28 protein-coding genes are annotated in these 26,085 nt (G+C 42.0%); 9 read left to right on the top strand and 19 right to left on the bottom strand.

All coding sequences use genetic code 11. The features are described 5' to 3' along the window. Positions 1–499 precede the first annotated feature (499 nt). Both V7R35_RS15635 and V7R35_RS15630 read right to left on the bottom strand, forming a co-directional pair. Positions 500–1,471, bottom strand: a complete 972-nt coding sequence (locus tag V7R35_RS15635) for a hypothetical protein (RefSeq protein ID WP_334015866.1) — start codon at positions 1,469–1,471, stop codon at positions 500–502. Positions 1,472–1,760: 289 nt separating this feature from the next. Next, positions 1,761–2,876 carry an EAL domain-containing protein gene (locus tag V7R35_RS15630; RefSeq protein ID WP_334015865.1) on the bottom strand — a complete coding sequence of 372 codons (1,116 nt, stop codon included), beginning with the start codon at positions 2,874–2,876 and terminating at the stop codon, positions 1,761–1,763. Between the two features lie 155 nt (positions 2,877–3,031). On the opposite strand from V7R35_RS15630, the gene V7R35_RS15625 reads away from it, so the two are divergent. The 7 genes from V7R35_RS15625 (at position 3,032) to V7R35_RS15595 (ending at position 8,439) form a co-directional block, all read left to right on the top strand. Then, on the top strand, positions 3,032–3,724 hold the full coding sequence (locus V7R35_RS15625) for a tRNA-uridine aminocarboxypropyltransferase (RefSeq protein WP_334015864.1): 693 nt from the start codon (positions 3,032–3,034) through the stop codon (positions 3,722–3,724). Between the two features lie 107 nt (positions 3,725–3,831). Then, complete coding sequence (locus tag V7R35_RS15620) at positions 3,832–4,662, top strand: sulfurtransferase (RefSeq protein ID WP_334015863.1); 831 nt, start codon at positions 3,832–3,834, stop codon at positions 4,660–4,662. 132 nt (positions 4,663–4,794) lie between these two features. Then, entirely contained in the window at positions 4,795–5,559 is a 765-nt protein-coding gene (gene cobB, locus V7R35_RS15615; protein WP_334015862.1) for a Sir2 family NAD+-dependent deacetylase, read from the top strand. Positions 5,560–5,568: 9 nt separating this feature from the next. After that, positions 5,569–6,195: a LysE family translocator gene (locus V7R35_RS15610; RefSeq protein ID WP_334015860.1), complete on the top strand. Its 627-nt coding sequence runs from the start codon at positions 5,569–5,571 to the stop codon at positions 6,193–6,195. Positions 6,196–6,282: 87 nt separating this feature from the next. Continuing rightward, on the top strand, positions 6,283–7,014 hold the full coding sequence (locus tag V7R35_RS15605) for a stress protein (protein WP_334015859.1): 732 nt from the start codon (positions 6,283–6,285) through the stop codon (positions 7,012–7,014). Further along, entirely contained in the window at positions 7,007–7,798 is a 792-nt protein-coding gene (locus V7R35_RS15600; RefSeq protein ID WP_334015858.1) for a glucosaminidase domain-containing protein, read from the top strand. The genes V7R35_RS15605 and V7R35_RS15600 overlap by 8 nt, the downstream gene beginning before the upstream one ends. After that, complete coding sequence (locus V7R35_RS15595; RefSeq protein ID WP_334015857.1) at positions 7,795–8,439, top strand: DUF2987 domain-containing protein; 645 nt, start codon at positions 7,795–7,797, stop codon at positions 8,437–8,439. The genes V7R35_RS15600 and V7R35_RS15595 overlap by 4 nt, the downstream gene beginning before the upstream one ends. On the opposite strand, the gene V7R35_RS15590 is transcribed toward V7R35_RS15595, so the two are convergent. The 12 genes from V7R35_RS15590 to ccoN form a co-directional block, all read right to left on the bottom strand. Beyond that, positions 8,431–9,459 (bottom strand): patatin-like phospholipase family protein, encoded by a 1,029-nt coding sequence (locus V7R35_RS15590; RefSeq protein ID WP_334015856.1) that lies wholly within the window; start codon positions 9,457–9,459, stop codon positions 8,431–8,433. The genes V7R35_RS15595 and V7R35_RS15590 overlap by 9 nt on opposite strands. Next, entirely contained in the window at positions 9,460–10,419 is a 960-nt protein-coding gene (gene ttcA / locus V7R35_RS15585) for a tRNA 2-thiocytidine(32) synthetase TtcA (RefSeq protein ID WP_334015855.1), read from the bottom strand. A 116-nt stretch (positions 10,420–10,535) separates the two neighbouring features. After that, a complete protein-coding gene (uspE, locus tag V7R35_RS15580) occupies positions 10,536–11,459 on the bottom strand; it encodes a universal stress protein UspE (RefSeq protein ID WP_334015854.1) in 924 nt (307 codons plus the stop codon). Between the two features lie 137 nt (positions 11,460–11,596). Next, positions 11,597–12,337: a fumarate/nitrate reduction transcriptional regulator Fnr gene (fnr, locus tag V7R35_RS15575; RefSeq protein WP_334015853.1), complete on the bottom strand. Its 741-nt coding sequence runs from the start codon at positions 12,335–12,337 to the stop codon at positions 11,597–11,599. Positions 12,338–12,386: 49 nt separating this feature from the next. After that, positions 12,387–13,046: a sulfite exporter TauE/SafE family protein gene (locus V7R35_RS15570; protein WP_334015852.1), complete on the bottom strand. Its 660-nt coding sequence runs from the start codon at positions 13,044–13,046 to the stop codon at positions 12,387–12,389. 2 nt (positions 13,047–13,048) lie between these two features. Further along, the gene (ccoS, locus tag V7R35_RS15565) at positions 13,049–13,303 is read right to left on the bottom strand and encodes a cbb3-type cytochrome oxidase assembly protein CcoS (protein ID WP_334015851.1); all 255 of its coding nucleotides are present in this window, start codon (positions 13,301–13,303) and stop codon (positions 13,049–13,051) included. Position 13,304: 1 nt separating this feature from the next. After that, the gene (locus V7R35_RS15560) at positions 13,305–15,746 is read right to left on the bottom strand and encodes a heavy metal translocating P-type ATPase (RefSeq protein WP_334015850.1); all 2,442 of its coding nucleotides are present in this window, start codon (positions 15,744–15,746) and stop codon (positions 13,305–13,307) included. Further along, positions 15,746–16,225, bottom strand: coding sequence for a FixH family protein (locus tag V7R35_RS15555; RefSeq protein ID WP_334015848.1), 480 nt, complete (start codon positions 16,223–16,225; stop codon positions 15,746–15,748). The genes V7R35_RS15560 and V7R35_RS15555 overlap by 1 nt, the downstream gene beginning before the upstream one ends. A 175-nt stretch (positions 16,226–16,400) precedes the next feature. Continuing rightward, entirely contained in the window at positions 16,401–17,354 is a 954-nt protein-coding gene (ccoP, locus tag V7R35_RS15550) for a cytochrome-c oxidase, cbb3-type subunit III (protein WP_334015847.1), read from the bottom strand. Positions 17,355–17,370: 16 nt separating this feature from the next. Further along, the gene (locus V7R35_RS15545; protein ID WP_334015846.1) at positions 17,371–17,532 is read right to left on the bottom strand and encodes a cbb3-type cytochrome oxidase subunit 3; all 162 of its coding nucleotides are present in this window, start codon (positions 17,530–17,532) and stop codon (positions 17,371–17,373) included. A 1-nt stretch (position 17,533) separates the two neighbouring features. Then, on the bottom strand, positions 17,534–18,139 hold the full coding sequence (ccoO, locus tag V7R35_RS15540) for a cytochrome-c oxidase, cbb3-type subunit II (protein WP_334015845.1): 606 nt from the start codon (positions 18,137–18,139) through the stop codon (positions 17,534–17,536). A 15-nt stretch (positions 18,140–18,154) separates the two neighbouring features. After that, complete coding sequence (gene ccoN / locus V7R35_RS15535) at positions 18,155–19,588, bottom strand: cytochrome-c oxidase, cbb3-type subunit I (protein ID WP_334015844.1); 1,434 nt, start codon at positions 19,586–19,588, stop codon at positions 18,155–18,157. A 306-nt stretch (positions 19,589–19,894) separates the two neighbouring features. Here ccoN and V7R35_RS15530 point away from each other — a divergent pair, with 306 nt between their 5' ends. Then, a complete protein-coding gene (locus V7R35_RS15530; protein WP_334015843.1) occupies positions 19,895–20,296 on the top strand; it encodes a hypothetical protein in 402 nt (133 codons plus the stop codon). A gap of 83 nt (positions 20,297–20,379) precedes the next feature. On the opposite strand, the gene bfr (V7R35_RS15525) is transcribed toward V7R35_RS15530, so the two are convergent. From bfr (V7R35_RS15525) to V7R35_RS15510, 4 genes are all read right to left on the bottom strand, one after another. Then, positions 20,380–20,847, bottom strand: coding sequence for a bacterioferritin (bfr, locus tag V7R35_RS15525; RefSeq protein ID WP_014979359.1), 468 nt, complete (start codon positions 20,845–20,847; stop codon positions 20,380–20,382). Beyond that, positions 20,847–21,323, bottom strand: coding sequence for a bacterioferritin (gene bfr, locus V7R35_RS15520; RefSeq protein ID WP_334015842.1), 477 nt, complete (start codon positions 21,321–21,323; stop codon positions 20,847–20,849). The genes bfr (V7R35_RS15525) and bfr (V7R35_RS15520) overlap by 1 nt, the downstream gene beginning before the upstream one ends. A gap of 139 nt (positions 21,324–21,462) precedes the next feature. Further along, positions 21,463–23,052: a cation:proton antiporter family protein gene (locus V7R35_RS15515; protein ID WP_334015841.1), complete on the bottom strand. Its 1,590-nt coding sequence runs from the start codon at positions 23,050–23,052 to the stop codon at positions 21,463–21,465. A 253-nt stretch (positions 23,053–23,305) separates the two neighbouring features. After that, complete coding sequence (locus V7R35_RS15510; protein ID WP_334015840.1) at positions 23,306–23,776, bottom strand: c-type cytochrome; 471 nt, start codon at positions 23,774–23,776, stop codon at positions 23,306–23,308. A 135-nt stretch (positions 23,777–23,911) separates the two neighbouring features. On the opposite strand from V7R35_RS15510, the gene V7R35_RS15505 reads away from it, so the two are divergent. Further along, a complete protein-coding gene (locus tag V7R35_RS15505; protein ID WP_334015839.1) occupies positions 23,912–24,271 on the top strand; it encodes a diacylglycerol kinase in 360 nt (119 codons plus the stop codon). Between the two features lie 57 nt (positions 24,272–24,328). On the opposite strand, the gene V7R35_RS15500 is transcribed toward V7R35_RS15505, so the two are convergent. After that, a complete protein-coding gene (locus V7R35_RS15500) occupies positions 24,329–25,405 on the bottom strand; it encodes a tyrosine-type recombinase/integrase (protein WP_334015838.1) in 1,077 nt (358 codons plus the stop codon). Between the last annotated feature and the right edge of the window lie 680 nt (positions 25,406–26,085).

Raw genomic sequence — 26,085 nt, 5'->3', positions numbered from 1 at the left:
TATTGAGATATTTGTTTCCTGTTATTCAATAATAGATTGCTTGTTAAAGCGATTATTCACAAAGGCTATGTCAAACGTTCGCGGCGTTATTTAACGGTTTCTTTACAGAGAACCTATTGAAGGCCATTCAGCTTAGTTCACACTGTTACCAAAAATTAATTTAAACCTCTCAGAACAGTTGAGCGCATAGGCGCAGTATCATTCAGTCAGCACATCAAGCAAAGTCAATACTGTTGTGCTTGATATTACACCAGCTCTTAAATTTAAACCTGTGATTCGGAACCGTATACTAGCTTATGTTTAGAAATATGTTGAGTTGGAGAAGAGACAGGATCACGGCTGCTTGATATCGTACATAAATATTCTGACTAGAAGCTTGTGTCAATTAAGACCAATAATACAATTTACGTTTCTTTATCGAACGGTTCAAATAAACTGTAAAGATTGAAGATGCAACTACTGACGCATTCAATGAAATGGTCCTTGTGGGCAAGGGTAACTAAAAATACTGTTGAAGCCAAAGTAAAAATTGATAACCTAAAAAGCCCAGCTGTAGGAATACAAGAACGCTGCTAATAATCAGAAACAATAAAACTGTGATCGAATAGTCTTTTTGAGTTGCTTTGTAATACAAGCTATCGCGAAGTGATACGATCTGCTCACTATTACGAAAGTTTGTAGCTTTTGTTTGCTTTATAGCTTCATCAAGAAATGTAGGCTTTATTGTAATAGGACATTTAGAGCTTAGAAATACTAGAAACTCAGCTTTGTTTGTGTTTGACGACAGTTTCAGTATTTCCCTCGAGTAATAGTAAATAGGTCCAGCGTGGTGTCTACCGAAGCTTCTTACAAACAGAAAAAAGTTGTACGCTATAACTATTAGAGCTATTTCATACAAGGTTATGTATTCGAAGATTGACCTATTAACGTTTAATTTAATAACGTCAATTTCTGGAATATTTTTGATTCGTGCGCTTGTTGTAAAGTCATCTATTGGGCCATCAGTTATTGCTCTAAATTCAATAAATTCTCCACTATTAATCAAATCAAAATCAATCATAATAGAGTTTTGTTCAACTACACTGAGACTTACATCTAGTTCATTCGGGAATTTATTAGCTATCTCTACTGCTAAAATGTTCGATCCTTGAATGAATAGTTCAGGCTGCTTGACAATCATTGAAGTGTCAATCATATGCGAGCCAGTGTTCGTTAACACAAAATAAGAGCTATGTAGCGATTTTACCTCATTATTTTTGAAAAGAATCTTCGTGTGCTTACCTATTGAAAGGTCTGACAATGACTGTATATGTGAGGTGTTTTCAATTTCTAGTGAATAAGTATTTGACCATTGTGTATACACTAAAGTTAACACGGAGACTGTAAGCGCAAGAGCATTAAGTAATCCAGAAAATGAGACTTTCTCTGCGTTCTTTAAAATCCTTAATAAATTAGAATCCTTTCCAATCATCCCTTTTAGTTCCGTATTACCTTATTTTGAAAATGTAAGTATACCTATTGTTAGCTAAATCCCTCTGGTTCACCCAATTATCCATGAGATAATGCTCGGAGTCGGGGCATGCTTGGTTACACCCTTGGAATCCAAACATTCACGTTGGACCACGTTGAAGCTTACGCAGGTCAATGAAATTGGTCAACTTTAGTATCCTTTTTTTCTGCTTGAGTGCATGCTCTGTGGAAGCGAAATGGCTGCTAAAATAGAACATAAGCGAAGAAGCAAAAAATGGCACAGCTCGAAGCTACACGTTCGCGGCGTTATCTAACGGCTTCAATGACTCATCAATTTTTTGCTGCTCATCGCCAGATAATTCAGGCTCATAGGCCTTAGGCTTTCCATAAAGATAGCCTTGAAGATAGTCGGCCTTCGCGTTTGCTAGCCACTGTGCTTCTTCTTCAACTTCTATGCCTTCAGCAATAACTTCAATGTTGTTAGCCTTTGCGATGCGTATGAGGTTAGTAACGATATTTTGTTTGTACTCGTCTATATGTACATCTCGCACCAACTCCATATCAATCTTCACGTAATCTGGGCGTAGTGTTTGTAGTAAGTTCAAGCCCGACCAACCCGAACCTATATCGTCTAATGCGACTTGAAAGCCCGCATTTCTGTAAAAAGCTAAAATCCCCTTAAGGTGGTTTATATCTGTGGCACGATGTGTTTCAGTAACTTCAAACACAACGTCTTCGGGTTTCATACCAATTTCGTTAATGCTTGATGCTGTAGCGCGTAAACAATAAGACGGGTCGTAGATGCTTGAAGGGTTGAAGTTAATGAACAGTTTTCCGCCTAGTTTTGCTTTAGCGGCACATTCTACCGCCGAGCGCCTAGCCACCAAGTCAAGAGAAAACAATAAATCAGAACTCTCGGCTAGTTTAAACGCCAGCGCTGGAGGCACTATAGACCCGTGATCATCGCGCACTCTAAACAGCCCTTCGTGAGCAAAGTTAGATTTATCTTCTACACGCACAATGGGTTGAAACCAACTTTCGTAGCGTTCTTGCTCAACGCTTTCAACTAACCATTTCGCCTGAAATCGATTAAACAATATTGCCAGTGTCGTCATGCGTCCCATTTCATCTATGTTAGGGGAATCGCTTGTTTCGGTAGTCGTTACCTTGGTGTTTTCTAATTCTTTACTTTCAAGGGCGCCATTTAATGATGTTAGAAAACGTTGAATTTGCGAACTATTTACCAAACAAGATATGCAGTGCGATGATTCCTGCTGCGCATTAAGTTGCATTGAGCCGCAAAGACCAGCCACTTTGCCAAAGGTTTCTACCGTGGGTACAAAGATCCAAAAGTAGGTTGTTTCGAAAAAATAATCATCAACAGATTCGCAATCGGCACAATACATGGCAGGCAACTCCTTATTTAAGGTAATGGTTATACGCTATTACTTGAAACTCGGATTAGCACAGGCTGGTAACCTATAAAGTTAGGGCTAAGCTTCAAACTGTGATAACTTTCGCATTTTAAATAAAGCAAAAGTTTACACCCTTGAATTCAGTTATGTCTCTTCGGTTGGAAGAGTTAAGTAAAGCAGAAAGGCCCTTTCATGCAAGGGGAAGTAAAGTAAAGCGTTGTGAAGCGTGTCTGTTACCGTTAAGTAACTGTATTTGCAGTTATGTTCCAACGCCGAGCACCGAAGTAGCGGTGCTGTTTCTGATGTATAAAGGCGAATATTATAAGCCAACTAATACAGGCCGTCTGATTGCTGATGTGGTGTCTGAGAACTACGCGTTTTTATGGCAGCGGACACAACCACATCCACAAGTATTATCTCTTTTAAACAACAGCAATTATGAGCCAATTGTCGTATTCCCTCATGAATATGCACAGCCTGAACGCTGCGTAAACAGTGTTGAAAGAAAGACAAACAAGAAGCCTTTGTTTATTTTTCTGGATGGGACATGGCGAGAAGCTAAAAAAATGTTCGTTAAAAGTCCTTATCTTCAGCGCCTACCTGTACTTGGAGTAAGTACGGAAGTGTCTTCGGATTACCTGCTGCGTGAATCAACCCATGCTTTTCAACATTGCACAGCCGAGGTTGGAATAAGCGTGTTAGACATGGCTGGCGAGACTGACGGTGCGCAGGCCTTAGCTCAATATTTCAGCATATTTCGACGTGAGTATTTAAAAGGTAAACCGCACTTAAGAGACAAATTAGATTTTGCGGCCTCACAAGTAAAAAATGACTGTTAGTTGAGTGTTTTTCAGCGGTATATGCATTTAAACGCCCATTTATTTGCGAAACACCTGATTTACATCCACTATTTTGATTACGTTAACAATAAAATTGCGAGTGAGTAATGACGTCTCCATTAATCAAAGTAAGTGATGTTGCACGAATGATGCAGGAACGCCCCGTAACATTACTCCGTGCGGTAATGGATGACCCTATAACAAACACACCAGATGCAAGGAATGCCATGGTACTGCCTGCCTCTGTCGATTTTGATTTAGACGATGAAGGCAGCGACCATGCAACGGGTTATCCTCACAGCATGCCGGATGTTGAAATATTATCACTGTATTTAGGCAAGCAAGGCATAACTGAAAACACGCCAGTTGTCGTTTACGATACAAGGGGAATGTTCAGTGCACCACGTGTATGGTGGATGCTTAAAGCAATCGGACATCAGGAAGTTTATATTCTTGATGGGGGGCAAAAGGCGTGGGAGGCTGCTGGGCTACCCACGGCAGAACAACAACAGTATGGCAAGCTTACTTATCATGGGCATGCTCGAACAGGGTGGTTTGTAAACGCACAAACTGTTTCAAACGCACTTAAAACAGATACCCAACTTGTAGATGCAAGAAGTCGCCCGCGGTTTAATGGTGAGGTAAGTGAGCCGCGCCAAGGTGTGCGTTCCGGGCATATGCCTGGAGCACTCAACCTGCCTTTTATGGAGTTGCTTAATAACGGCCATTTGAAAGAAGTCGATAAACTCTATGATACTTTTAAGCAGCACAGTATCGACTTAACAAAACCTATTATTTGCACCTGCGGCTCTGGTGTTACAGCATGCATCGTAGGTATTGCGGCTGTAATGTGCGGCGCTACTCAGATTTCCGTTTATGACGGTTCTTGGTCAGAATGGGGAGCAGACTTGCAATATCCAGTGGTCACTGCGAATTAAGAGTTACGCAATAGTAATTTCAAAGTAAAAACATCAGCGAAAAAGGTAGTGAAAAGGTAGTAAAAAGGTAGGTGGAAGCGCTAGATAGCGTTACACTATTGCGCAAAGAAAGTATGTTAACGAGAAGCGCAAATGAGTGATAATGCTACGTTCATTAACCTGTTTAAAAACCAACTGCGCAATACACCTCCCAAAATAGTTGTTCTTACTGGTGCAGGAATTTCAGCAGAATCGGGCATTAAGACATTTCGTGATAACGATGGCCTGTGGGAAAACCACAGAGTAGAAGAGGTGGCCACTCCAGAAGCTTTCGTTGAAAACCCTGCGTTAGTTTATCGTTTTTACAATGCAAGACGGGAACAGCTTCAGTCTGCTTCTGTAAAAGCAAATGAGGCACACAAGGCACTCGCAAAGCTAGAAAAAGCATTTCAAGACAACTTATTACTCGTTACGCAAAATGTTGATAATCTGCACGAGCAGGGCGGAAGTAATAGAGTACTGCACATGCATGGTGAACTGCTTTCTGCACGTTGTTCACGGTCAGAAAAAACTTTTGTTTGGCGTGATTCATTTGATGAGAACACACCTTGCCCATGCTGTGGTGGTAAAACGCTGCGCCCTGATATTGTTTGGTTTGGTGAGATGCCGCTATACATGGATGATATATATAATGCATTATCTAACGCAGATATTTTTATTGCCATAGGTACGTCTGGAAACGTATATCCGGCTGCTGGATTCGTGCAGGTAGCACAAGAAGCTGGCGCATACACGATAGAAGTGAATTTAGCGCCAAGTTCAACCAATGCACTATTCGACGAATCTATAACAGGGTTAGCTAGTGCTGAAGTGCCGGCGCTTGTAGAGATAATAATAAACCGCACCGCTGGTTTATAAAGGGTTGATATGCCGTATTTAAATGAATTTCTAACCATCGCAATAGTGCACTTAGTTGCTGTAGCAAGCCCTGGCCCCGACTTTGCCATAGTAGTGCGAAATAGTGTGTCTTATGGGCGCAAAATTGCGATGTATACGAGTGTAGGCATTGGAGCCGCAATACTGTTGCACGTTATCTATTCACTTGTTGGTTTAAGTGTTGTAATTGCAACAACACCATGGCTATTCCAAACGTTTAGTTACTGCGCTGCCGCGTATCTTCTTTACTTAGCTTTTGGTGCACTTCGAAGCGGGCCTCCTAAGCATTCTGATGTGGATGTAGATACTGAAGCACCACCGGAAATTTCACCTAAAAAAGCATTGTGGATGGGATTTCTTACCAACGGGTTAAACCCAAAAGCAACACTGTTTTTTCTTACGCTGTTTACCGCCATAATCAGCGTCGATACACCTTTTACCGTTAAACTGGGTTATGGAATTTACCTAGCGCTTGCGACAGGGTTATGGTTTTGCTTTCTTTCGTATTTGCTAAGCACCAGCAGAGTTGCGGAGTTGTTGGGTAGAAAGGGGTATTGGCTTGACCGTGCAATGGGCGTTCTTCTTGTTGGCTTGGCGTCTAAATTAATTATTGGTTAGGTTACTAGTAACCGCCATGCAAGCATTCGATGACGTTAATTGTTATAATTGTGCCGATTTAGCGGAAAGTAACATAAAGAGTAGCGAGTGAACGACGTACAAAAAGATAAACTGCAGCAAACACTTAACAGACAATATAATTTTAATGTTAAGCAAATACTGTCTAACGCCGCATCCCTAACGAAATCAAATTACAGTGCATTACTTCAAGGCAGCGTCGTATTGTTCTTAACCTTTGTCGTCATAGGGCTTTTGGCACAGCCTTATATTACGGTGAATAATGACGGCACGTATGTGTTTGAGCATCAATCGATTATTGAAATCATCGCGATATGTATTGTATCTCCGCTTATAGCGGGTCTCTACATGATGGGAGTAATGAACGCCAGAGCACAGAAAACATCTGTATTCACTGTTTTCAGCTTTTTTCCGTTGCTTTTCTTACTCGCCCTTACGCAGTTAGTAAACAGTATCCTTGTTCAGTTAGGGCTGGTGTTACTTATTATTCCAGGACTGTATTTTTATCTTGCATCGTCATTTTCATTAATGCTGGTAGCAGATAGAAAGCTCACACCAATAAGCGCTATTATTCTATCTTGCCGAGTTTTTAATGCTTACTGGACGCAAATTGCAGCAGTTTACGGCGTACTGTTCCTACTTTTTCTTAGCGCGCCGCTTACGCTTGGTTTTTCATTGATCTGGGTATTGCCTTTTTACTTCAGTGTTATGGGTTTGCTGTATCAAGAACTTATTGGCGAGCAGGAGGGAGGCAAAGAAGCACCAATTCATGATGTCAATGAGTCTCGATTTGATGCATAAAAGAGAAACGTCAAAAATCGTTTTAATCACGCTAGGTGTTTTAGCGGTTATCGTAATTAATGCCATTATTTTTACCGACCAAGAGCCCGATATTTTAGAGGTACCGAAAACAGTTGAGGCCCATAAACCTGTGCCTGACTTTTCGGTTTACACTAATGTAAAAGAAAAGAAGGCAGCGTTTTTCAATTATCTTCGTCCAGAGGTTGAAAAACAAAACGCCTATTTGCTTTCTCTCCGTCATTATATTCAAACGCTTTACCGAAAAGTCCTTGTTAACGAGTCATTGACCGACGACGATATTGAGCGCTTAACGTGGTTGGAAAATGAGTATCGAGTTAAAGCAAAACAGCCGCTTCAAAAAAAGTTGGAAGCACTTATGCTGAAAGTAGACATTCTTCCTGTTGAACTTGTATTGGTGCAGGCTGCGAATGAGTCTGCCTGGGGTACTAGCCGCTTCGCACGTAAGGGATATAACTTCTTTGGCTTGTGGTGTTTCTCTAAAGGTTGTGGGTTTGTACCAAGTAGACGTAACGACGGTGCATCTCATGAAGTTGCGAAGTTTGAAAATGTGTCACGTGCAACGTATACCTACATGCGAAATATAAACCGACACGACGCTTATGAAGACTTACGGGAAATACGCGGCAGATTACGCGCAAATCAAATTCCTATTACGGGCGTAGCGCTTGCTGAAGGGTTAATGAATTATTCAGAGCGAGGAGCCGCTTATGTGGAAGAGCTTCAAACCATGATTCGATTTAACGAGGAGTTTTTAACCGAATGATACGTGCAGCTTTATTATTAGCGTCAGCTCTATGTGGCTTGTCTGGCTTAACCGCACATGCTGAATCCATCGACGTAGAGTACAGTCGTTTTTACAGCCATGTTAAAAAGTTGGATAACGAAGATACACAAGCGCTTCAATTTGCATTTGGTTTTATTAGGGTTGGAGAAGGGCGTCTTTGCGGAATAAACAACGCTGAAATAGTGACTGATAAACAAACGTTACCCCTAGAGGTAAGCAATGAAGGGCGTTTTACCGTGCCCACTGAAAAAGCACTAAAGCTAGCCAATGCACTTGTTCGCATAGATTTAAAAGAAGTGGCGAATGTATGTGATATGTCAGTCCAGCTTGAAACGAAGGTCGAATATCTAAAGCAGTATTATTCACAGGAAGAGCTGTCATTTCTGTTTGAACAATACGCAGCGTTTTTTAATGAAATGGGGAGCTTCCTGTCGTTCCTTATGCCTTCTGTTAAAGGCCTAATGATTCAATTCGACGACAAAAACTTAGATTTTATTACACCACAGGGTGTACAAATAAATAATGGTGTACTTCAGCTAGAGCAGCAGTGGATAAGCGAAGCGAAGGGTTTAACATTACCCCATGCGCCGCTTCGCATTACGGCTATGGCATCAAGTTGATAATTGATAGCGTATTTGCTCTGCCAATCGTGAAATAGTTTCTTCACCTTTTGCGCAGAGCTCCTGAGCCCTATGAAACTCCATTATTCCAACATCAGTAAGCTGGGGCTCGATAAGGATATCAGGTGGGTCACCGGCCAAACGTGAACGAGTGACTCGTGCCTGCAATATCTCTAATGAAGAACTCATAACGCTCATGATCCCAGGTGGATTGCGCTTACTGGCTTTTGCAGGCACTTCTGTTACTTCTTCTTCAATTTTTTCAATTACATCAGACGCCACAGAGCCTTCTGTTTTTTCTACGCCTTCCGAATCATTTTCGATAAGCTTCTGTTCCTCATCAGCTTTATTATCATCGTCTTTCGAATCGGGGGAAAACCATTGACGTAATACGTTTTGACTTTTAGTAAAGAAGTCTTCCGTTTTTCGTTGATTTTCTTCATGATCGTTGCGTAACTTTTCTAAGCGCATGGGCCTAAAATCTGCGTTTAAGTTAACAGCAATTACGAAGTCTGCGCCTAATTGTCGACACAAATTTACAGGTACAGGGTTAACTACTGCACCGTCCACAAGCCATCTATCACCGTGTGCTACAGGGCTGAATAAGGCTGGAATAGCACAAGATGCTTGAATAGTATCGCCTATAGGTCCGGAGTTAAAAACAACTTCTCGGCCGGTGTATAGGTCAGTAGCAACTGACGCAAACGGCTTTTGCATTGCTTCATAAGTCTCTACACAAAAATCTGCTGCAAGCTTATCGAACACTTTCTGGCCGCTAGCAATACCACCACGACGCAAGCCAACTCCCATCAGTGCGAGTACCTGCCAATCGCTTAGTGAACACGCCCATTCTTTTAACTCTTCAAGCCTACCACTTGCGTAAGCAGCACCAACGTAGGCACCAATTGAACAACCGGCTACAACGTCGATGCGTACGCCAAGCTTTTCAAGTGCTTCAATTATACCTATGTGTGTCCAACCGCGCGCCGCGCCTGCGCCTAACGCAAGTCCTATTTTCATCTATTTGGTTTCCATGATGTTGACGATTTCAATGGCGTTATCGCTATCTACCATTTCGGCATTGTTAGTATCAGTAAAAGACGGTTCATCAAACCCAATATCGCCATCTTCTACAGGGCCATCCTGAGTAGTAATTGATTTGAAGTCATGAAGATTACTGTCGATTAAGTGCGAGGGCGCTACGTTTTGAAGCGCTCTAAACATTGACTCAATTCTTCCAGGAAAGCGTCGATTCCAATCTTGTAGCATCGCTTTTATGTTCTGACGCTGCAAGTTTTCCTGACTTCCACATAAATTACACGGAATAATTGGAAACTCGACAGCCTGAGAGTACTTCTCGATGTCCTTTTCGCTGCAGTAGGCAAGGGGACGAATTACAATGTGCTCGCCATTGTCACTCACAAGTTTAGGCGGCATTGATTTTAGCTTGCCACCATGGAACATGTTCAAAAAGAAGGTTTCTAGCATGTCGTCTCTGTGATGACCCAGGGCAATTTTAGTTGCGCCTAATTCCTTCGCGGTGCGATACAAAATGCCTCGGCGCAGCCTTGAACACAAAGAGCACGTTGTTTTTCCCTCTGGAATTTTGTCTTTAACTATAGAGTACGTGTCTTCTTCTACAATTTTGTAGTCTACACCAACGCTATCAAGATATTCTGGCAATATGTGTTTTGGAAAACCTGGCTGTTTTTGGTCAAGGTTTACCGCTACGATGTCAAAATGAATAGGCGCAATTTTTTTAAGGAAAAGTAAAATATCAAGCATGGTGTAGCTGTCTTTACCGCCAGATAAACACACCATTACTTTATCGTTGTTTTCAATCATGCCAAAATCGCCAATGGCTTTACCCACGTTACGGCGAAGTCGCTTCTGAAGTTTGTTGAAATTATACTTTTGCTTGCTTTGTGCTGCGTTTGATACCGCATCGTTAGCACTAGCACTGGTTGTGCCTAAACTCATAATTAACTAGCTTGTTTCGTTCTAAAAACGCCATTATACAATAAAGCGTGTTTTTGAAACCATGGTTGCTGTCGTTAATTTATGCACATAGCGTAATAAAACGTTACTTACATTTTTTATTTAGCCAGTGGCGAAACAAAACCATCCGGCTTTATGGCTAAAACGTCACAGTTGAGTTCATCAATAACGTGTTCCGCAGTGTTTCCAATAAGTGCCGCAGATAGGCCTACGCGCCCCACAGTACCGATTATTACTAGCTCTGCATCAATATCTTTGGCAACTTGCGGTATCACTTTTTCAGGGAGGCCCTCTTTCACGATACACTTTTCATCGGGAACACCATATTTAAGCGCGTGTGCCTGCATCTCATTATTGTGGTGATTCTTAACCGCATTATGATAGTTCTCAGGGTCGAACTCTGGCACTTCAATGGCGACATTAAGCGGTGTTGTTGGATAGCTATTAACTAGATTCACATTGCCTTTGAGTAACGTGGCGTAGTCGTTTGCGATAAGTGTAATTTTATCATTTAGGGCAGCATGTTCATTGTCTTCGCTACCCACGTTAACTGCAGCGATTATCTCGCCGTTTTCCGGCCAATCGTGGTCTTTAACTAATAGTACAGGGCAGGGACATTTACGCATTAAATGCCAATCAGTTGGCGTAAATAGTACAGACGCCAAGTCATCATGTCGCTTTGTGGCTTTTACAACAAGATCAACCTTGTCGTTTAACGTATAGGAAATAATTGATTCGTAAGCGCGGTTGTTCCACTCAACCACAATATCGGCTTCTTGGAATCCTAAAGCATTCAAGTGGTTCTTTAACCACTTTGCTTGTTCATTGGTAACCGCGTCGCGCATTGACTCACGCTCATCGCCGCTTAACATTGTGGTCATGTCGTAAGAAAGGTCGTAAACCACTAACATAGCAGTAACCGAAGCGCCTGTTTTTGCGGCTAGTTCAAACGCCCGGCTTAACGCAGGCTGGCTGTCTCGTTCAGTATCAACAATCGCTAAAATATGTCTACACTCAATCATGTGATGTCCCGTTAAAACGAACCATATATGTTTAGTGTAAACGACAAACTCGAAAACGAAAGTTGAACTAGATCAATATTTTGCTAATTCGAAAGGTGATGGCTAGTGAACTTAAACATAAGTTCTTAAGTGCCCACCTATCCGTTGCACACAATACTCGGGCCGTTTAAAGCCTCTAGTTTCTCGTTTAAGCGGTCAAAGTTCTTGATAGTAATAAGTCTGCCGTCTACCTTAATAATATCTTCTTTTTGAAAACGACTGAGTAAACGACTAATTGTTTCTATGGTAAGCCCTAAATAATTTCCAATTTCGTTTCGTGTCATCGTTAGATGGAATTCACGATGTGAGAAACCACGCTCTTCGAAACGTTGTGATAGATGAGAGATAAAATACAACAAACGCTCTTCTGCTGTACGCTTATTGAGTAGCATGATCATGTCGTGATCTTGTTTAATTTCAGCACTCATAAAGCTCAATATTTGATGTCTTAGTTTCGGGAACTGCACCGACATTTCATCAAGAGTTTCGTAGGGGAGTTCACATACCATTGCCGTTTCCAGCGCTTGTGTGTAGCTTTGGTGTTTATTCTCACGCAGCGCGTCAAAGCCTATGATATCGCCTGGAAAATGGAAGCCAGTAATTTGCTCCTCGCCTTCGTTATTGGTTACAAAAGACTTAAAAGAACCCGTGCGCACAGCAAATAAAGAGCGAAATGTATCGCCCGTACTAATTAATATATCACCTTTGTGAAGGGGCTTTTTACGCTCGATAATGTCATCTAAAGATTCAATTTCAGTTTTATTCAGTGCCACAGGTAAACACAAATGGCTAAAACTACAGTTCTGACAGTGAATTGAAAACTGGCTTCCTGCGCTCATGACAAGACCTCACAATAGTTATGGTTATTTACCAATAATACCGCAAGCTTTAAAGGATTGCCCGATAAATCAAAAGCACTGAATATAAAGCCATTAACACCGCAATGACTTGTCGGGTAACAGTATGTTGAAAGCCACGTAAAAGAAGCTGGCTGCCTGCACTGGCGGCCAACAATGTTGGTAAGGTTCCCAGTCCAAAAAATAGCATTAACGCCGCACCTTGCGTTGCATTACCTGCGGCTAAAGACCACGTAAGTGTAGAGTAAACAAGGCCACAAGGTAGCCAGCCCCAAATAATACCGTAAGGAATGGCATGCATTGGTGATTTAAAAGGAAGAAACTTTTTAGAAACAGGTTGAAGCTTAGAAAACAAACCTTTACCAAACGATTCTAGTGCGGTTAAAACGGTCCACCACTTTCCTAGATAGCACGCTAATAACAACAGCATAATGCCGCTTAACAGCGTAAGAACATAATTTGCCAAAGGAATAAATTCAGACGCCATTTGGCCAATAGCACCGGTAAGCGCACCTGCAACGGTATAGCTAAATATGCGCCCCAAATTATAGGCAAATGTATAGGGAAGTGGGTTAGCATCCTTTGGGGAAACCATTCTTAGTGCGGCTACGATACCGCCACACATTCCAACGCAGTGCACACCGCCGGCAAGACCAATGAGAAACGCAGATAGATAGTTAATACCTTCCATATTTAGCGCTTCGATTCTTTATTTACTGTTTCTTGGTTTTCACTACCCATGTTTTGTTTTTCTTCTTGACGCTGCAAGGCTTTTCGCTGCTCAGCGAGTTTTTTCTCTTCAGGTGGAAGGTCGTCATCAAACAAAATACTGTAACCTTGACGATCTAAATCTTCAAATTGATTAGACTTTACAGCCCAGAAAAAAATAACAATTGCCAACGCAACGATAATGATAGCAATGGGGATAAGGACGTAAATTATGCTCATTCTATTTCCCTAAAAGCCTTGTTGAATTGGTTACAACAATAATACTGCTTAACGACATACCCACAACGGCCATCCAAGGCGATAAAAGCCCAGTAACTGCAAACGGTAGAACCAATACGTTGTAGCCAACAGCCCAGCCGATGTTTTGTCGAATCTTTTGTTTCACTTTGTGTGCGGTTTCAATCAGCTCAGGCACAGACAGAAGCTGGTCGCCCAGCAAAATAACGTCGGCGGCAGTTTTTGCAACATCAGTAGCGTTGCCAACAGCTATAGCAACATCTGCACTGGCAAGTACAGGAGCGTCGTTAATGCCGTCACCCATCATCATCACTTTTTTACCCTGTTGCTGCATTTCAACTACCGCATTGTATTTTTTGTCAGGTGTAAGCCCGCCAAGTGATTTAGCTATAGGTAACGATTGCGTAACTGTATTTACATTGTCCTGTGTATCACCGCTTAACACGACTAACTCATGAGTTTTTGACAGCACGTTAAGTGTTTCTTTCGTATCTTCACGAAGGCTGTCACTCACTACAAAAGCAGCCAACAGTCGACCGTTTACAGTTAAAAACACATTCGCATCAATGTTCACGTCTTGCGGCTCTACTTTGCAAAACAAAGCTGTACCCATTAAACATTTTGCTTCATTAATCACCCCAGCAATTCCGCCGCCAGGTGTTACTTCAAATTGGCTAACCGTAAATGCTTCAGCTTGATCATCAGGTACTTGCTTAGCGTTCTTTTCACTAGCAGTTTCAGGTGAAGTGGACTTTAAAAAGGCACTTGCAATAGGATGTTCTGAGCGAGTCTCTAGCGCTTGGGCAAGGGCCAACACATTTTGTGCATCCACACCTTCTGCAAACCATGTTTGTGCCAGTGTGAACTTGCCTTTGGTTAATGTACCTGTCTTATCAAGGGCAATAGTAGTTATGCTGGTTACCTGCTCTAACGCGTCTGCACGTTTAAGTAAGATACCTTGGCGATTAAGTTTGGCCATTGAACAAGTTAGTGCTGAAGGCGTAGCTAAGCCTAAAGCGCAAGGGCATGTCGCCACCAACACGGATATGGTTATCCAAAAGGCTTCTGTACTGCCTTGCAATGACCAGTATCCATAGGTACAAGCAGAAATAAGAAGCACGGCAACAACAAAATACCTAGAAAAGTTATCAGCAAGCTGTGCGGCTTTAGGTTTGTTGGCCATTGCGCTTGATTGAAGGCGAACTATTTCATTAACCAGCGCATGCTTTAGCGTTTTGGTTACTGATATTGTTAGGCTACCGTCTTGGCAAACAGTACCGCCGTATACAACGCTGTTTTGTGACTTCGATACCGGATTGAACTCGCCCGTTAGCATAGACTCGTCAACCGATGCGCGCCCCTCTATAACCTGGCCGTCAATGGGTATGATCTCACCCGGCTTTACTAACACTACATCGCCAACGACCAAGCGTTTTGCTAGTACATCGGTAATTGTGCCATCGGTAAGCAGTTTACTTGCTGATACCGGCACATGCTGCATCATATTTGCAGATATTTGCGCGGCTCTGTGTCTACTTCTATGTTCTAAAAAGCGACTAAGTAGCAACAAAAATATAAACATGCAGATAGTTTCGAAATACACATCACCGCGCTCTAAAAGGGTAGAGCGTATGCCTGCCAAATAGGTACCGAATACTGCTATGGTTACCGGCACATCCATATTCACCGTTCTAGCGCTTATCGCCTTTACAGCTCCTAAATAAAAGGTGCTGCCCGAATACAAGACTACAGGCGTGGTAAGTGTTAACGCGACCCAATGAAAATACTGCTTAGTTTCAAGCTCAATGGCACCAAACCAGTCAAAATACAGTCCGGTCATCAGCATCATCACCTGCATAGTCATAATGCCAGCCAAACCCAATTTCTTTAAAAAGGTTTTCTGCTCTCGTTTGTAGCTAGCCTCATGCTCATCTGGGTTAAATGGGCTTCCTTCGTAGCCAATGCGTTTTAACGTTGTAAGAATTTGGCTAAGCTTTATTTCAAGTTCAGACCACGTTATTAAGGCTCGACGTTCTTGAACATTTACCGCAACTTGTTTGATGCCATCAACTTTAGACAGCTGCTTCTCTATAAGCCAACCACATGCTGCACAGGTTATTCCTTCAAGTGTCAGCTGAATTTGCTTGTGTTTACCCTCATCAAAAACGAACTCTTCTTGTAGAGCAGGGTCGTCGAATAACGCTAGCTTATCGAGTTTGGTTAAAATGCCATCATCTGACTTTTTAGCCGGCTCTGTTCTGAATTGATAGTAGTCTTCAAGCCCGTTGTTTACGATAGCCTCAGACACAGCTAAACAGCCTGGACAGCACATGTCTCTTGGTTGGCCTAGTACAACGGTTTGAAATTGGCCTATGTCACTGTTAGCAACAGGCAGGCCGCAGTGGTAGCAATCTTTATGTGACATTATGGGTTGAACTTAATAGCACCAGGTTGTGGTAACACCAACGTGTTTTGAATTTTCCAGTTTTCGTCAAAAGGCGTTAGAGAAACGCGCCACTTTCCATCTAGGCTTTGTTCAACAAACCCACGATAAATTCCGTTGGCATCGCGTGAAAGCAATACGCTTACATCACGTTCTTCCAATGTAACATGGTAGAAATTAAGCTTTACCGCATTACCTTCTTTCGGGATACCAGAATGAAACTCAAGCGCAATACTGCCATCTTTGATTGTCAAATCTGTTGTGATGTTTAAACGCTTAGCCACAGCTTCCTTGTCTAGACTTGCATTAATTGCTTTACCTTCTTTGTAGTAGTCGTCTATTACTAGGCTGTCTTCAGTAGATATGGCCAAATTTAAAAGCACGCCGCCCATTATAAGGGTGGCAACTGGAACGGCGATTAAAAACCAGGGCCAGAATTCTTTATACCAAGGTCTGTTCATGTATATGAAGTCTCGTAGTTACTGCATTAACGTTCTTATGGCAAACCTTGATTCACAAGATTTAGCATAAATACACTAACGTAGGCCAAGCACAATATGCTTACTGGCTTGTATTTTCTCATAAAAAAAGCCCCGTGGTAACGGGGCTTTCTCGTCATTTTAATGATTTAGATCATTAATCATTTGAAAGGCTGTACACATAGGCTGCTACAACGTGAATTTTGTCATCACCCAAGGTTTTCTTAAATGATGGCATTACGCCGTTTCTGCCGTATGTTAGCGTTTCTGTAACCGCTCTGTGGCTGCCGCCGTATAGCCAGATATTGTCTGTTAGGTTTGGTGCACCAAGCATTTGGTTACCTTTACCGTCCATACCGTGACATGCTGCACAAGCTGCAAAACGCGCTTTACCCGCTTTTGCAAGCTGAGGGTCTACATCGCGACCGCTAAGGCTTAGTACGTAGTTTACTACTTCGTCGATGCCGTCTTCACCCATCGCATCTAACCATGCTGGCATGGCTGCTTTACGACCAAGCTGAAGGGTTTCAACAATTTTCGCGCCTGAACCACCGTACAACCAATCGTCGTCGGTAAGGTTAGGGAAGCCGCCATTTTGACCACGTGCATCAGAACCGTGACACTGAGAGCAATTTTGTAGGAACAAACGCTGTCCTACTTTGTTTGCTTCAGGGTCTTTTGCTAGTTCTTCTACAGGTACTGCCGCGTAAGCTTCAAAAATTGGGTCGAATTTTTCTGCCGCAAAGTCTAGTTCGCGGTCATACTCAACCAATTTACCTTGCTCTTTCGCTTCAATACGCGCTTGAAGAGACTCTTCTAACGACTGAATATTTTGGTTTGAACTTCTCCAACCTAATAAACCTTCGTAAGCACCTAAACCAGGGTACAGAGCTAGGTATAAGAAGCCCCAAACGATGGTAATGTAGAACATAATTGTCCACCAACGGGGAAGCTGGTTATTCAGTTCCTCGATACCATCAAACTCGTGTCCCATTGACTCGCCTTCAGCTACGCCTGTCTTATTTGAAAGGCACCAGCGTAGAAGGAAGTAGCAACCAATGATTAACCCTAGGGTTATCACTGAAATCCAAATTGTCCAAAACATACTCATGAGTTTAAGACTCCTGCTAATCTTCTTTTGATTTTTCTTTTTCTTCGTCTGCAAACACTAAGTTTGCAGCTTCATCGAACTTCTTTTTGTTGCGGCTGCTAAACGCCCACCACACAATACCGATGAAGCTTACAAAGACGATGACAGTAAAAATGCTGCCTACTATTCCTTGGTCCATATTATTTCAAATGTGTGCCAAGAGATTGAAGGTAAGCAATAAGGGCTTGCATCTCTGTTTTACCCTGTACTGCGGCTTTCGCGCCCGCGATATCTTCGTCGGTGTACGGAACGCCGAATCCACGGAATACTTCCATTTTTTCGCCTGTTAACTCGCCGTTAAGCGTGTTTTCCGCAAGCCAAGGGAAACCTGGCATGTTCGACTCAGGTACTACGTTACGAGGATTTAGCAGGTGAACTCGGTGCCACTCGTCACTGTAACGACCACCAACACGTGCTAGGTCAGGACCAGTACGCTTAGAACCCCATAGGAAAGGGTGCTCCCATACTGATTCGCCAGCAACGCTGTAGTGACCATAACGTTCAGTTTCTGCGCGGAATGGACGGATCATTTGGCTGTGACAACCAACACAACCTTCACGGATGTAGATGTCACGACCTTCCAGCTCAAGTGCAGTGTATGGACGTAGGCCAGTTACAGGTTCCATAGTTTGCTGTTGAAACATCAACGGCGTAATTTGAACCATTGCGCCGAAGCTTATCGCTACTAGGATAAGAACGGTAAGTAGGCCGACATTCTTTTCAATTAACTCGTGTGCATTTTTCATTATTCTGCTCCTTAACTACGCCGGCTGAGTCGCTGGTTCTGCAGCGATACTGCCTTTAGGGGCACGAACGGTCTTCCATGTGTTGTATGCCATTACAAGCATACCAGCCACAACGAAACAACCACCAATGAAACGAACTACGTAGAACGGTTTAGACGCTTCAAGTGACTCTACAAAGCTGTAAGTAAGCGTTCCGTCAGCGTTAACTGCGCGCCACATTAGACCTTGAAGTACACCAGACATCCACATTGCAACGATGTAAAGCACAACGCCAATGGTTGCAAACCAGAAGTGCACGTTAACCAATCTAGTGCTGTACATAGCCGGCTGACCGAACAGAATCGGGATTAGGTGGTAAATCGAACCGATTGATACCATTGCAACCCAACCTAGTGCACCAGAGTGAACGTGACCGATGGTCCAGTCTGTGTAGTGAGATAGTGCGTTAACGGTTTTAATTGCCATCATTGGACCTTCAAAGGTAGACATACCATAGAAAGACAATGAAACAATAAGGAAGCGCAATACAGGGTCTGTACGAAGCTTATGCCACGCGCCTGATAGCGTCATAATACCGTTAATCATACCGCCCCAAGATGGAACGAATAAAATAATAGACATCACCATACCAAGTGACTGAGTCCAGTCTGGCAGGGCAGTGTAGTGTAGGTGGTGAGGACCAGCCCAAATATACAGAGAAATAAGTGCCCAGAAGTGAACAATAGACAGTCTGTAAGAGTAAACCGGGCGACCAGCTTGCTTAGGTACGAAGTAGTACATCATGCCTAAGAAGCCTGCAGTTAGGAAGAAACCTACCGCGTTGTGGCCATACCACCACTGCATCATGGCGTCTACGGCGCCTGCATACAATGAATACGACTTAGTGAAAGATACCGGAATAGCCATGCTGTTACCAATATGCAGAACTGCAACGGTAAGCATAAACGCGCCCAAGAACCAGTTTGCAACATAAATGTGCGAAACCTTACGGATAACAAGGGTTCCGAAGAAATTGATGATATAAGCGATCCAGACCAGTGCCAATAGAATATCGATTGGCCACTCTAATTCAGCGTATTCTTTAGAGCTTGTTAAACCCATTGGAAGGGTGATAACAGCTAAAACAATAACGGCCTGCCAGCCCCAGAAGGTAAATGCGGCAAGTTTGTCACTGAACAGTCTTACCTGGCAGGTACGCTGAACGATGTAGTACGACGTTGCAAATAGCGCACAGCCGCCGAAGGCAAAAATTACGGCATTAGTGTGCAACGGACGCAAACGTGAAAATGTTAGCCATGGTGTGTCAAAGTTAAGCATAGGTGCAAATAATTGCGCAGCAATAAATACCCCTAGGCCCATACCAATGATACCCCAGACTATGGTCATGATGGTAAATTGCCTAACCACTTTATAATTGTAGTTAGGTTGTGCTTGGCTTATTTCACTCATTTTAATGAATCTTCCACTTCAAATGAACTATGGTATCCAACTGCCAAAATAGTGCGGTCGAGACGTGTATCAGCAAGAGATTACGCTTCACACCGAGCTCAGAAAGAGTAATAATTATTGTCTCCAAGCCAGTTGGTACGCGGATGATAAAGTTTTTAGTTACAAAAAGATACCATAAACTACTTAAGCTTGATCTCCGTCAATGAAGAAATACATAAAATTTAAGAAATGCTAATTAACCATAACAGTAAACGATCAAAATTTTTACATTCTCAGCTGCCATTGTTAGCAATTGTGCTTGTAACAATGTGTGTTTTTCTTGCGCATAAATTTCAGCAAACTGCGTTTGACGAGACAAATGTAAGTAATGGAATAGGTAATAGCTGCACGTTTGTCAATGAAACTTGCGAATTCTTAATCGGTAATGACATAGCCATTGCTCACTTTTCAGAAAAGCCCGTTGCTGAAGAGTCGGTCACTGTCACATTTTCAATTCCGCCAAATCATGTAGTGGAAAGTGCCTGGATAGAGGGTGTTAATATGTATATGGGAAAAATTCCAGTGCTACTCGAGCAGGGGCCGCAGGGTAAATGGTCAGGTTGGTTTATGCTGGGAAGTTGCAGTGAACCTGTTATGCGCTGGCAGCTACGGCTAAACATCGCTTCAGAGGAATCACCTGCTTATCTTTATTTCGTTACCCAACAATAAACATTGATAGCGTTAGGCACACAAATTACAGATAAAAAAAAGACCAGCTAAAGCGCTGGTCCTTTTCTCAACATCCATTACTATTACATTTGCGATTGAAGGTAGTTTTGTAACCCTAAGCGCTTAATCAGACCCAACTGTTGCTCAAGCCAGTGAGCGTGGTCCATTTCTGTGTCGTCTAGCAAGACAATTAGCATATCGCGAGTAACATAGTCTTTCTCTGTTTCGCACAGCGCAATAACCTCACGAAGTTTTGCATCAACCTCATACTCAACGCGTAAATCGCTTTCAAGCATTTCAGGCACGTCTTTTCCTACTTTAAAGCCAGTGCGCTTTGTCATATCAGGCGTGCCCTCTAAGAACAGCATTCGCTCAATAAGCTTTGTGGCATGACCGCGCTCGTCATCAAATTCATGATCAATGCGCTCGTAAAGTTTGTTTAGACCCCAATCAAGGTACATTTGTGAATGGATAAAATACTGATCCATTGCTGCTAATTCATATGAAAGTAGCTCGTTCAACCCGTTAATGATAGCTTGATTGCCTTTCATTAGTCGTCTCCCATAACTTGTGCTTGCAGGTAGTTCTCAATACCCATCGCGTCAATTTGATATTCTTGCGTTTCTATCCAGTCTAAGTGCTCTTCTTCGTACTCAAGGATGTTCTCAAGTAAATCTCTCGACACGTAGTCTTGTTTTTCTTCACACAATGCAATGGCTTCGCGAAGAAGTGGTAGCTGCTCTTTTTCAAATCGAGCATCGCAAGCGAGCATCTCTACCGTGTCTTCACCGATGTAAAGCTTGCCTAGTGCTTGTAGGTTAGGTAACCCTTCTAGAAATAAAATGCGCTCAATCAGGTCATCAGCTTGCTTCATGTCTTTAATTGACTTCTTGTAGTTTTTCTCGTTTAACTCAGAGAAGCCCCAATTTTTAAACATACGAGCATGCAGAAAGTATTGATTTATCGAAGTAAGTTCGCTTGTAAGTACTTCGTTTAACTTTGCAATTACTTGTTTGTCACCTTGCATAGTGAAAACCCTTTTCCAGTATTTTAGCGAAGTGTAGTCCCACTCACGCTAAATGTCAAAATTTCTTTATAAAACATATATTTAAAAACGATAACGAATCTCAATTCATCCATTGTTCGCATTTAGAACTGCATTTCTCTTACGCTTGCTGTTGATGTAATTCTTGAGACTGCGCATAGGCGAGACTCTCTTCAGCAAAACCTAAACCAGCTTCGGTAAAGAAATTGAACACTTTATCTACATGATTTTCATATAAATAAGACACCTCATCTTCATAACGAGCAATTGCGGCAACCTTGCCTTTATAACCCGCGTTTTTAAGTTGACGCGTAATATTCACCGAGTCTTGAATAGAAGGGAGCGCTAATAATACCATTTGCACATTTGCTATATCTAAGTTTTCCCATAAATCTACATCCTCTCCGTCACCGCAAATAACATTCAAGCCTTCAGACGCGAGTTCTTTTACTTTTGTACGATCGGCATCCATTCCCCAAACATTAACGTCGCTTAAATTAGAAAGTGCATTAAAAGCACCTCGCCCAACTCGGCCCATTCCGAGCACTAAAAACTCAGCGTTTTGAAGAGTAGGGTAAATGTCTTCTTTAAGACGTACCGATTTTTCATAGCGTTTAATAATATCGTTGTAACGATGGTATTGCGCATGAGACGTGCGATACAGCACACTGGTAATAACAAAGGAGATAGACACTGAGAGTGCAATTACCACTAACCAAGAGTCCGCGAGTAACCCCAGTGAAACTGCAAGCGCACCAACGATTAGACCAAACTCGCTATAGTTAGATAAAACAAGGCTGCTTAAATAAGCGGTCCTGCCACGAAGTCGAAGCGACGTAAAAAGACCAAAAAATAGCGCGGCCTTTATTGGAATAAAAATACAGAAGACGACTGCAAGTAATATCATTGTGAGGTCGGGAAGGGCGGTCAGCCCTATTGTTAGGAAAAAACCAATGAGGAAAAGGTCTTTAAAACTTAAAAGGGATTTTGCAAGCTCAGAAGCCTTTTCGTGTTGTGCCAACATCATCCCGAAAATTAGTGCACCTAAATCCCCCTTTACATTTACCAACTCAAATAGGTGATACCCACCTAGCGCTAAGATAAACCCTGTAAGAGGAAGAAGTTCGCCATGCCCAGATTTGTTAATCATCTTGCTGATAAGCGGCATAGCAGGAACAAGCCCAAGCAGACCCAACGCCCAAACTGAAGGCAATTTTCCAGTAGCTGCGACCAAAAACACTACCGCGAACACGTCTTGCATTACCAGTATGCCAATAGCTAGACGACCGTGACGAGTTTTACTTTCTCCACTTTCTTCCAACACCTTTACAACACACACTGTGCTGCTGAAGCTTAAGGCAAAGGCGATAAGCGCAGCCGTTTCCCAAGTAAGACCTTCAACGTATTGTGAAGCTATAGCTGCAACACCATAAACAGCACATGTAATAACGCCTACCCAAATAAGCGTATGTGAAACGCTTCCAGCCCAAACTTCACGTTTACTCAAATCTCTTATATTTAGTTTTAAACCAATAGTGAATAGCATAATGGTGATACCCAAGTTTGCTATTTCAGTAAGGTCATCGGTTAATTTGTAGCCAAAAAGATTTAGCAGAAACCCTGCTATCAAATAACCAACAAGGGGCGGGATGCCAATTATCTTTACTGTTAACCCACAAACAAATGCGAAAAGAAGAAATGCATACTCCATGTAAAACCTTTTATTGCATGAGCCCTATTAACTACGCGGGTGAAAAATACAGTAGTGCAGGGCAGTCTATTGATTATGTTAGAAGATTAGCACGCTACAGACGATATTGGACATAGAGAATAGCGCCAAAAGGTGCGTTATTAGCGATTTGTTGAACATACTTAGCGCGCACATTAGTTACGCATAACCGCACAGTGTGTGTAATCACAACGAGAATTAAAGCAGTAATCATATATAAAACAACATGTTATGATTAACCCTTCTCGTTTCTCGCTCTCAATTTATAAAGACGATAATCGCTGGTTCTGTAGGGTTCTACCCTATACTGCGCTTGCAAATAGGCAACTAGGTCGATAAGTTCTGCGACAGTGAGTTCGTCGTTTATCACTCGCATCTGAGATACACCGTCGTTACTTGTAAAGCTAGCGGGGTAACGTGGTGCTATTTTATGCGAGGGATTAATGATGCTCGTTACTAACTCGCCATATGTTTTTACGTTTCCTTCCGTACCTCCTAACATAATGGGTTTTACCGTTAGATAGTTGTTTGTAGCGTTTAGTTTTTCACCTTCAATATAGTGACAGTCTGTACATCTATATTTATGAAAAACCGCTTTGCCATTTTCAGTGTTGCCCTTTGGCAAACTGAAGCCTTTAGACGACGAGGTTTCAACGTCACAGGAAAACACAAAGAATACCAAAAGCAGAACAATGTAGTTTTTCATTTCAATTCCAACACAAAGACATACAAATTAATTTAATCGTCATATCGCTGTAACGGCAAGTTACTATTTTCAAAATAGGTAATTTCAAACTTGTAAGCACTTGTTTTCACAAATATGGGAAAGGCAAAACAACAAATGATAGAGAAACGCACAGGATTGCTACGCATTTTATACGCCACTCATTATTCATTGAATGGACTACGCGCTGCATTTAAAAGTGAGGCTGCGATAAGACAAGAGTTTTTTGCAATGCTTGTACTAATTCCACTAGCGCTATGGCTTGAAGTAAGTAATGTAGAACGAATACTACTTATTATGACGTTGTTTATAGTATTAATTACAGAGTTACTAAACACTGCAGTTGAAAAACTTTGCGACCACGTATCTACTGACATACACGTTTTAATTGGGAGAGCAAAAGACATCGGCTCTGCAGCCGTTTTCGTAAGTTTAGTATTGGCAACAGTTACTTGGCTAACGATTTTACTTTTCTAGTTATGCGATAAGTAACGATTGAAGTTACGCATAACTGCATGCGTTACAAATCGCGCTTTAACGTTTGTGTCTTTGTGAAAGTTTAGCCATTCCACCGCGTTTTACATTGGCTTGCTTGGTATAGTGGCCTGGCATTTCTGGCGAGTTCCAGCCTCCAGCTAATTGAAGTTCAGGCAACGTTGCTCCATCTTCGGCCAGCGATACTGCACCACCAACTCTGCCACTATGCGGCGTTATGTTCTCAGAAATTCCTGCACGTATAGCAATGCGTTTCCATATTCGATAAATACTAGAATAATCTAAAACGTTAGCAGAATATTCAGATACAGATTCGTCAAAGGGCAGTAATGCGTTTTTATGATTCGACACACGACGAAACAAAATGCCTTTCGATATACGGCGAGGATCATCAACAGCCCTTTGTTGTTTCGTGGATGGATTTATATTGGCTTCATCAATAAATTCTTGAATCATGGACAGTGTACTTTCTGATACAAAGCGATATTGTCCCTGACCCGCTTGGTCGCTTTTTGACGAGACAACTAATAATGTATTATTACGCCTAGACAGATGTTCAAGGCAAACTCGAACCACTTCATCCGCCCTCAGTAATGCATCAAACATAATGTTGATGATTGCAAGGTCGCGTAATTCCAATAACGAGTCTGGGATAACTGCATTGTTAATACTGTCTAGCATTTCAATGGTTAATGGAACCGCTTGATGACTTGAGATACTGTATTTTTTGTTTTCTACCAGCGACAGTCGTATAAAGTCTCGCAGATAAGCAGAGCGGATGATTGGGTTCGGTAAACTCGCTATACCAAGGTATTTGCTTAACGCTGACAATCGACGCTTAATAGTGCGATAGGCTAGGGGAGATTGGCATAGTACTTCTACATAGTGCTTGATACATTGTTCATTTGACGCAAAGTCGTTAGTAAAACCCTGATAGCCATATTGCGCACAAAACAATCCAAATTCGTTATAGTCACTTAAATATGCACGCTGTGTGTTCTTTGGCAGTTTAGAGAATATGTCTTTGTAATATGTGTTGGTGCGTAACTTAGCTGTATTAAGTGATAGAAACTCTTCATTAGTCTGCTGATGGGTTGTTGTTACATTTGCCTTCATAGAAGCGGATTCTTTAGCACCGGGCTGGTAAATGAGAGATACTTTAGAGTTATTTGGCATAACGTTAACTGAGTGGATCGAAACCATTTAAATCTGTAAGTAACTGTATATCAACACAGTTCACGCATGATAACTGTAATTATCATGCGTGAACTGTGGCCGACAGGCTTGCATGAATTACTGAAAACATCAGTAAACTCAAGCACTGGTGATTACAGGTTCGTTATCATTCCAATAATACCCTAGACAGAAGTTACTGTATATTAATACATGCATTTAGAGTATTGTCGACCAATAAGCGTCATATGCCAATTTACACCAAAAACGGCGCATATTTTTGCGCTTCGAAAATCGTGCGATACGTAAAATCTGATAAATAGTACCAGGCATTACCCACTAGATTTTACGTAGAAGCGCGAAATAAAATAATAAGATTTACGCTTCTTTTAGCCTACATAGCCCATTGAATACAGTCAGTGATTGCATCTCACATCATTAAATTCATCGTATTTGCGACAGACACAGCTATCTATAAGGTGAGGCCTTTAAGTCATCACTTACATTCGTATTTTTTATTGGAGCTAAATTAATTAGCTTCCATTTAAGAGAAAGTAAGTAATCTCGATTTAAATTAACTATTTAAATTAACGTATTTCTAAAAGCCTCATAGTAATTGCAAA

The sequence above is a fragment of the Alteromonas sp. S167 genome (assembly GCF_036864375.1).
GTDB lineage: Bacteria > Pseudomonadota > Gammaproteobacteria > Enterobacterales > Alteromonadaceae > Alteromonas.
The sequence above is the reverse complement of the archived record's forward strand: the minus strand, read 5'-3'. Positions and strand labels throughout refer to the sequence as shown.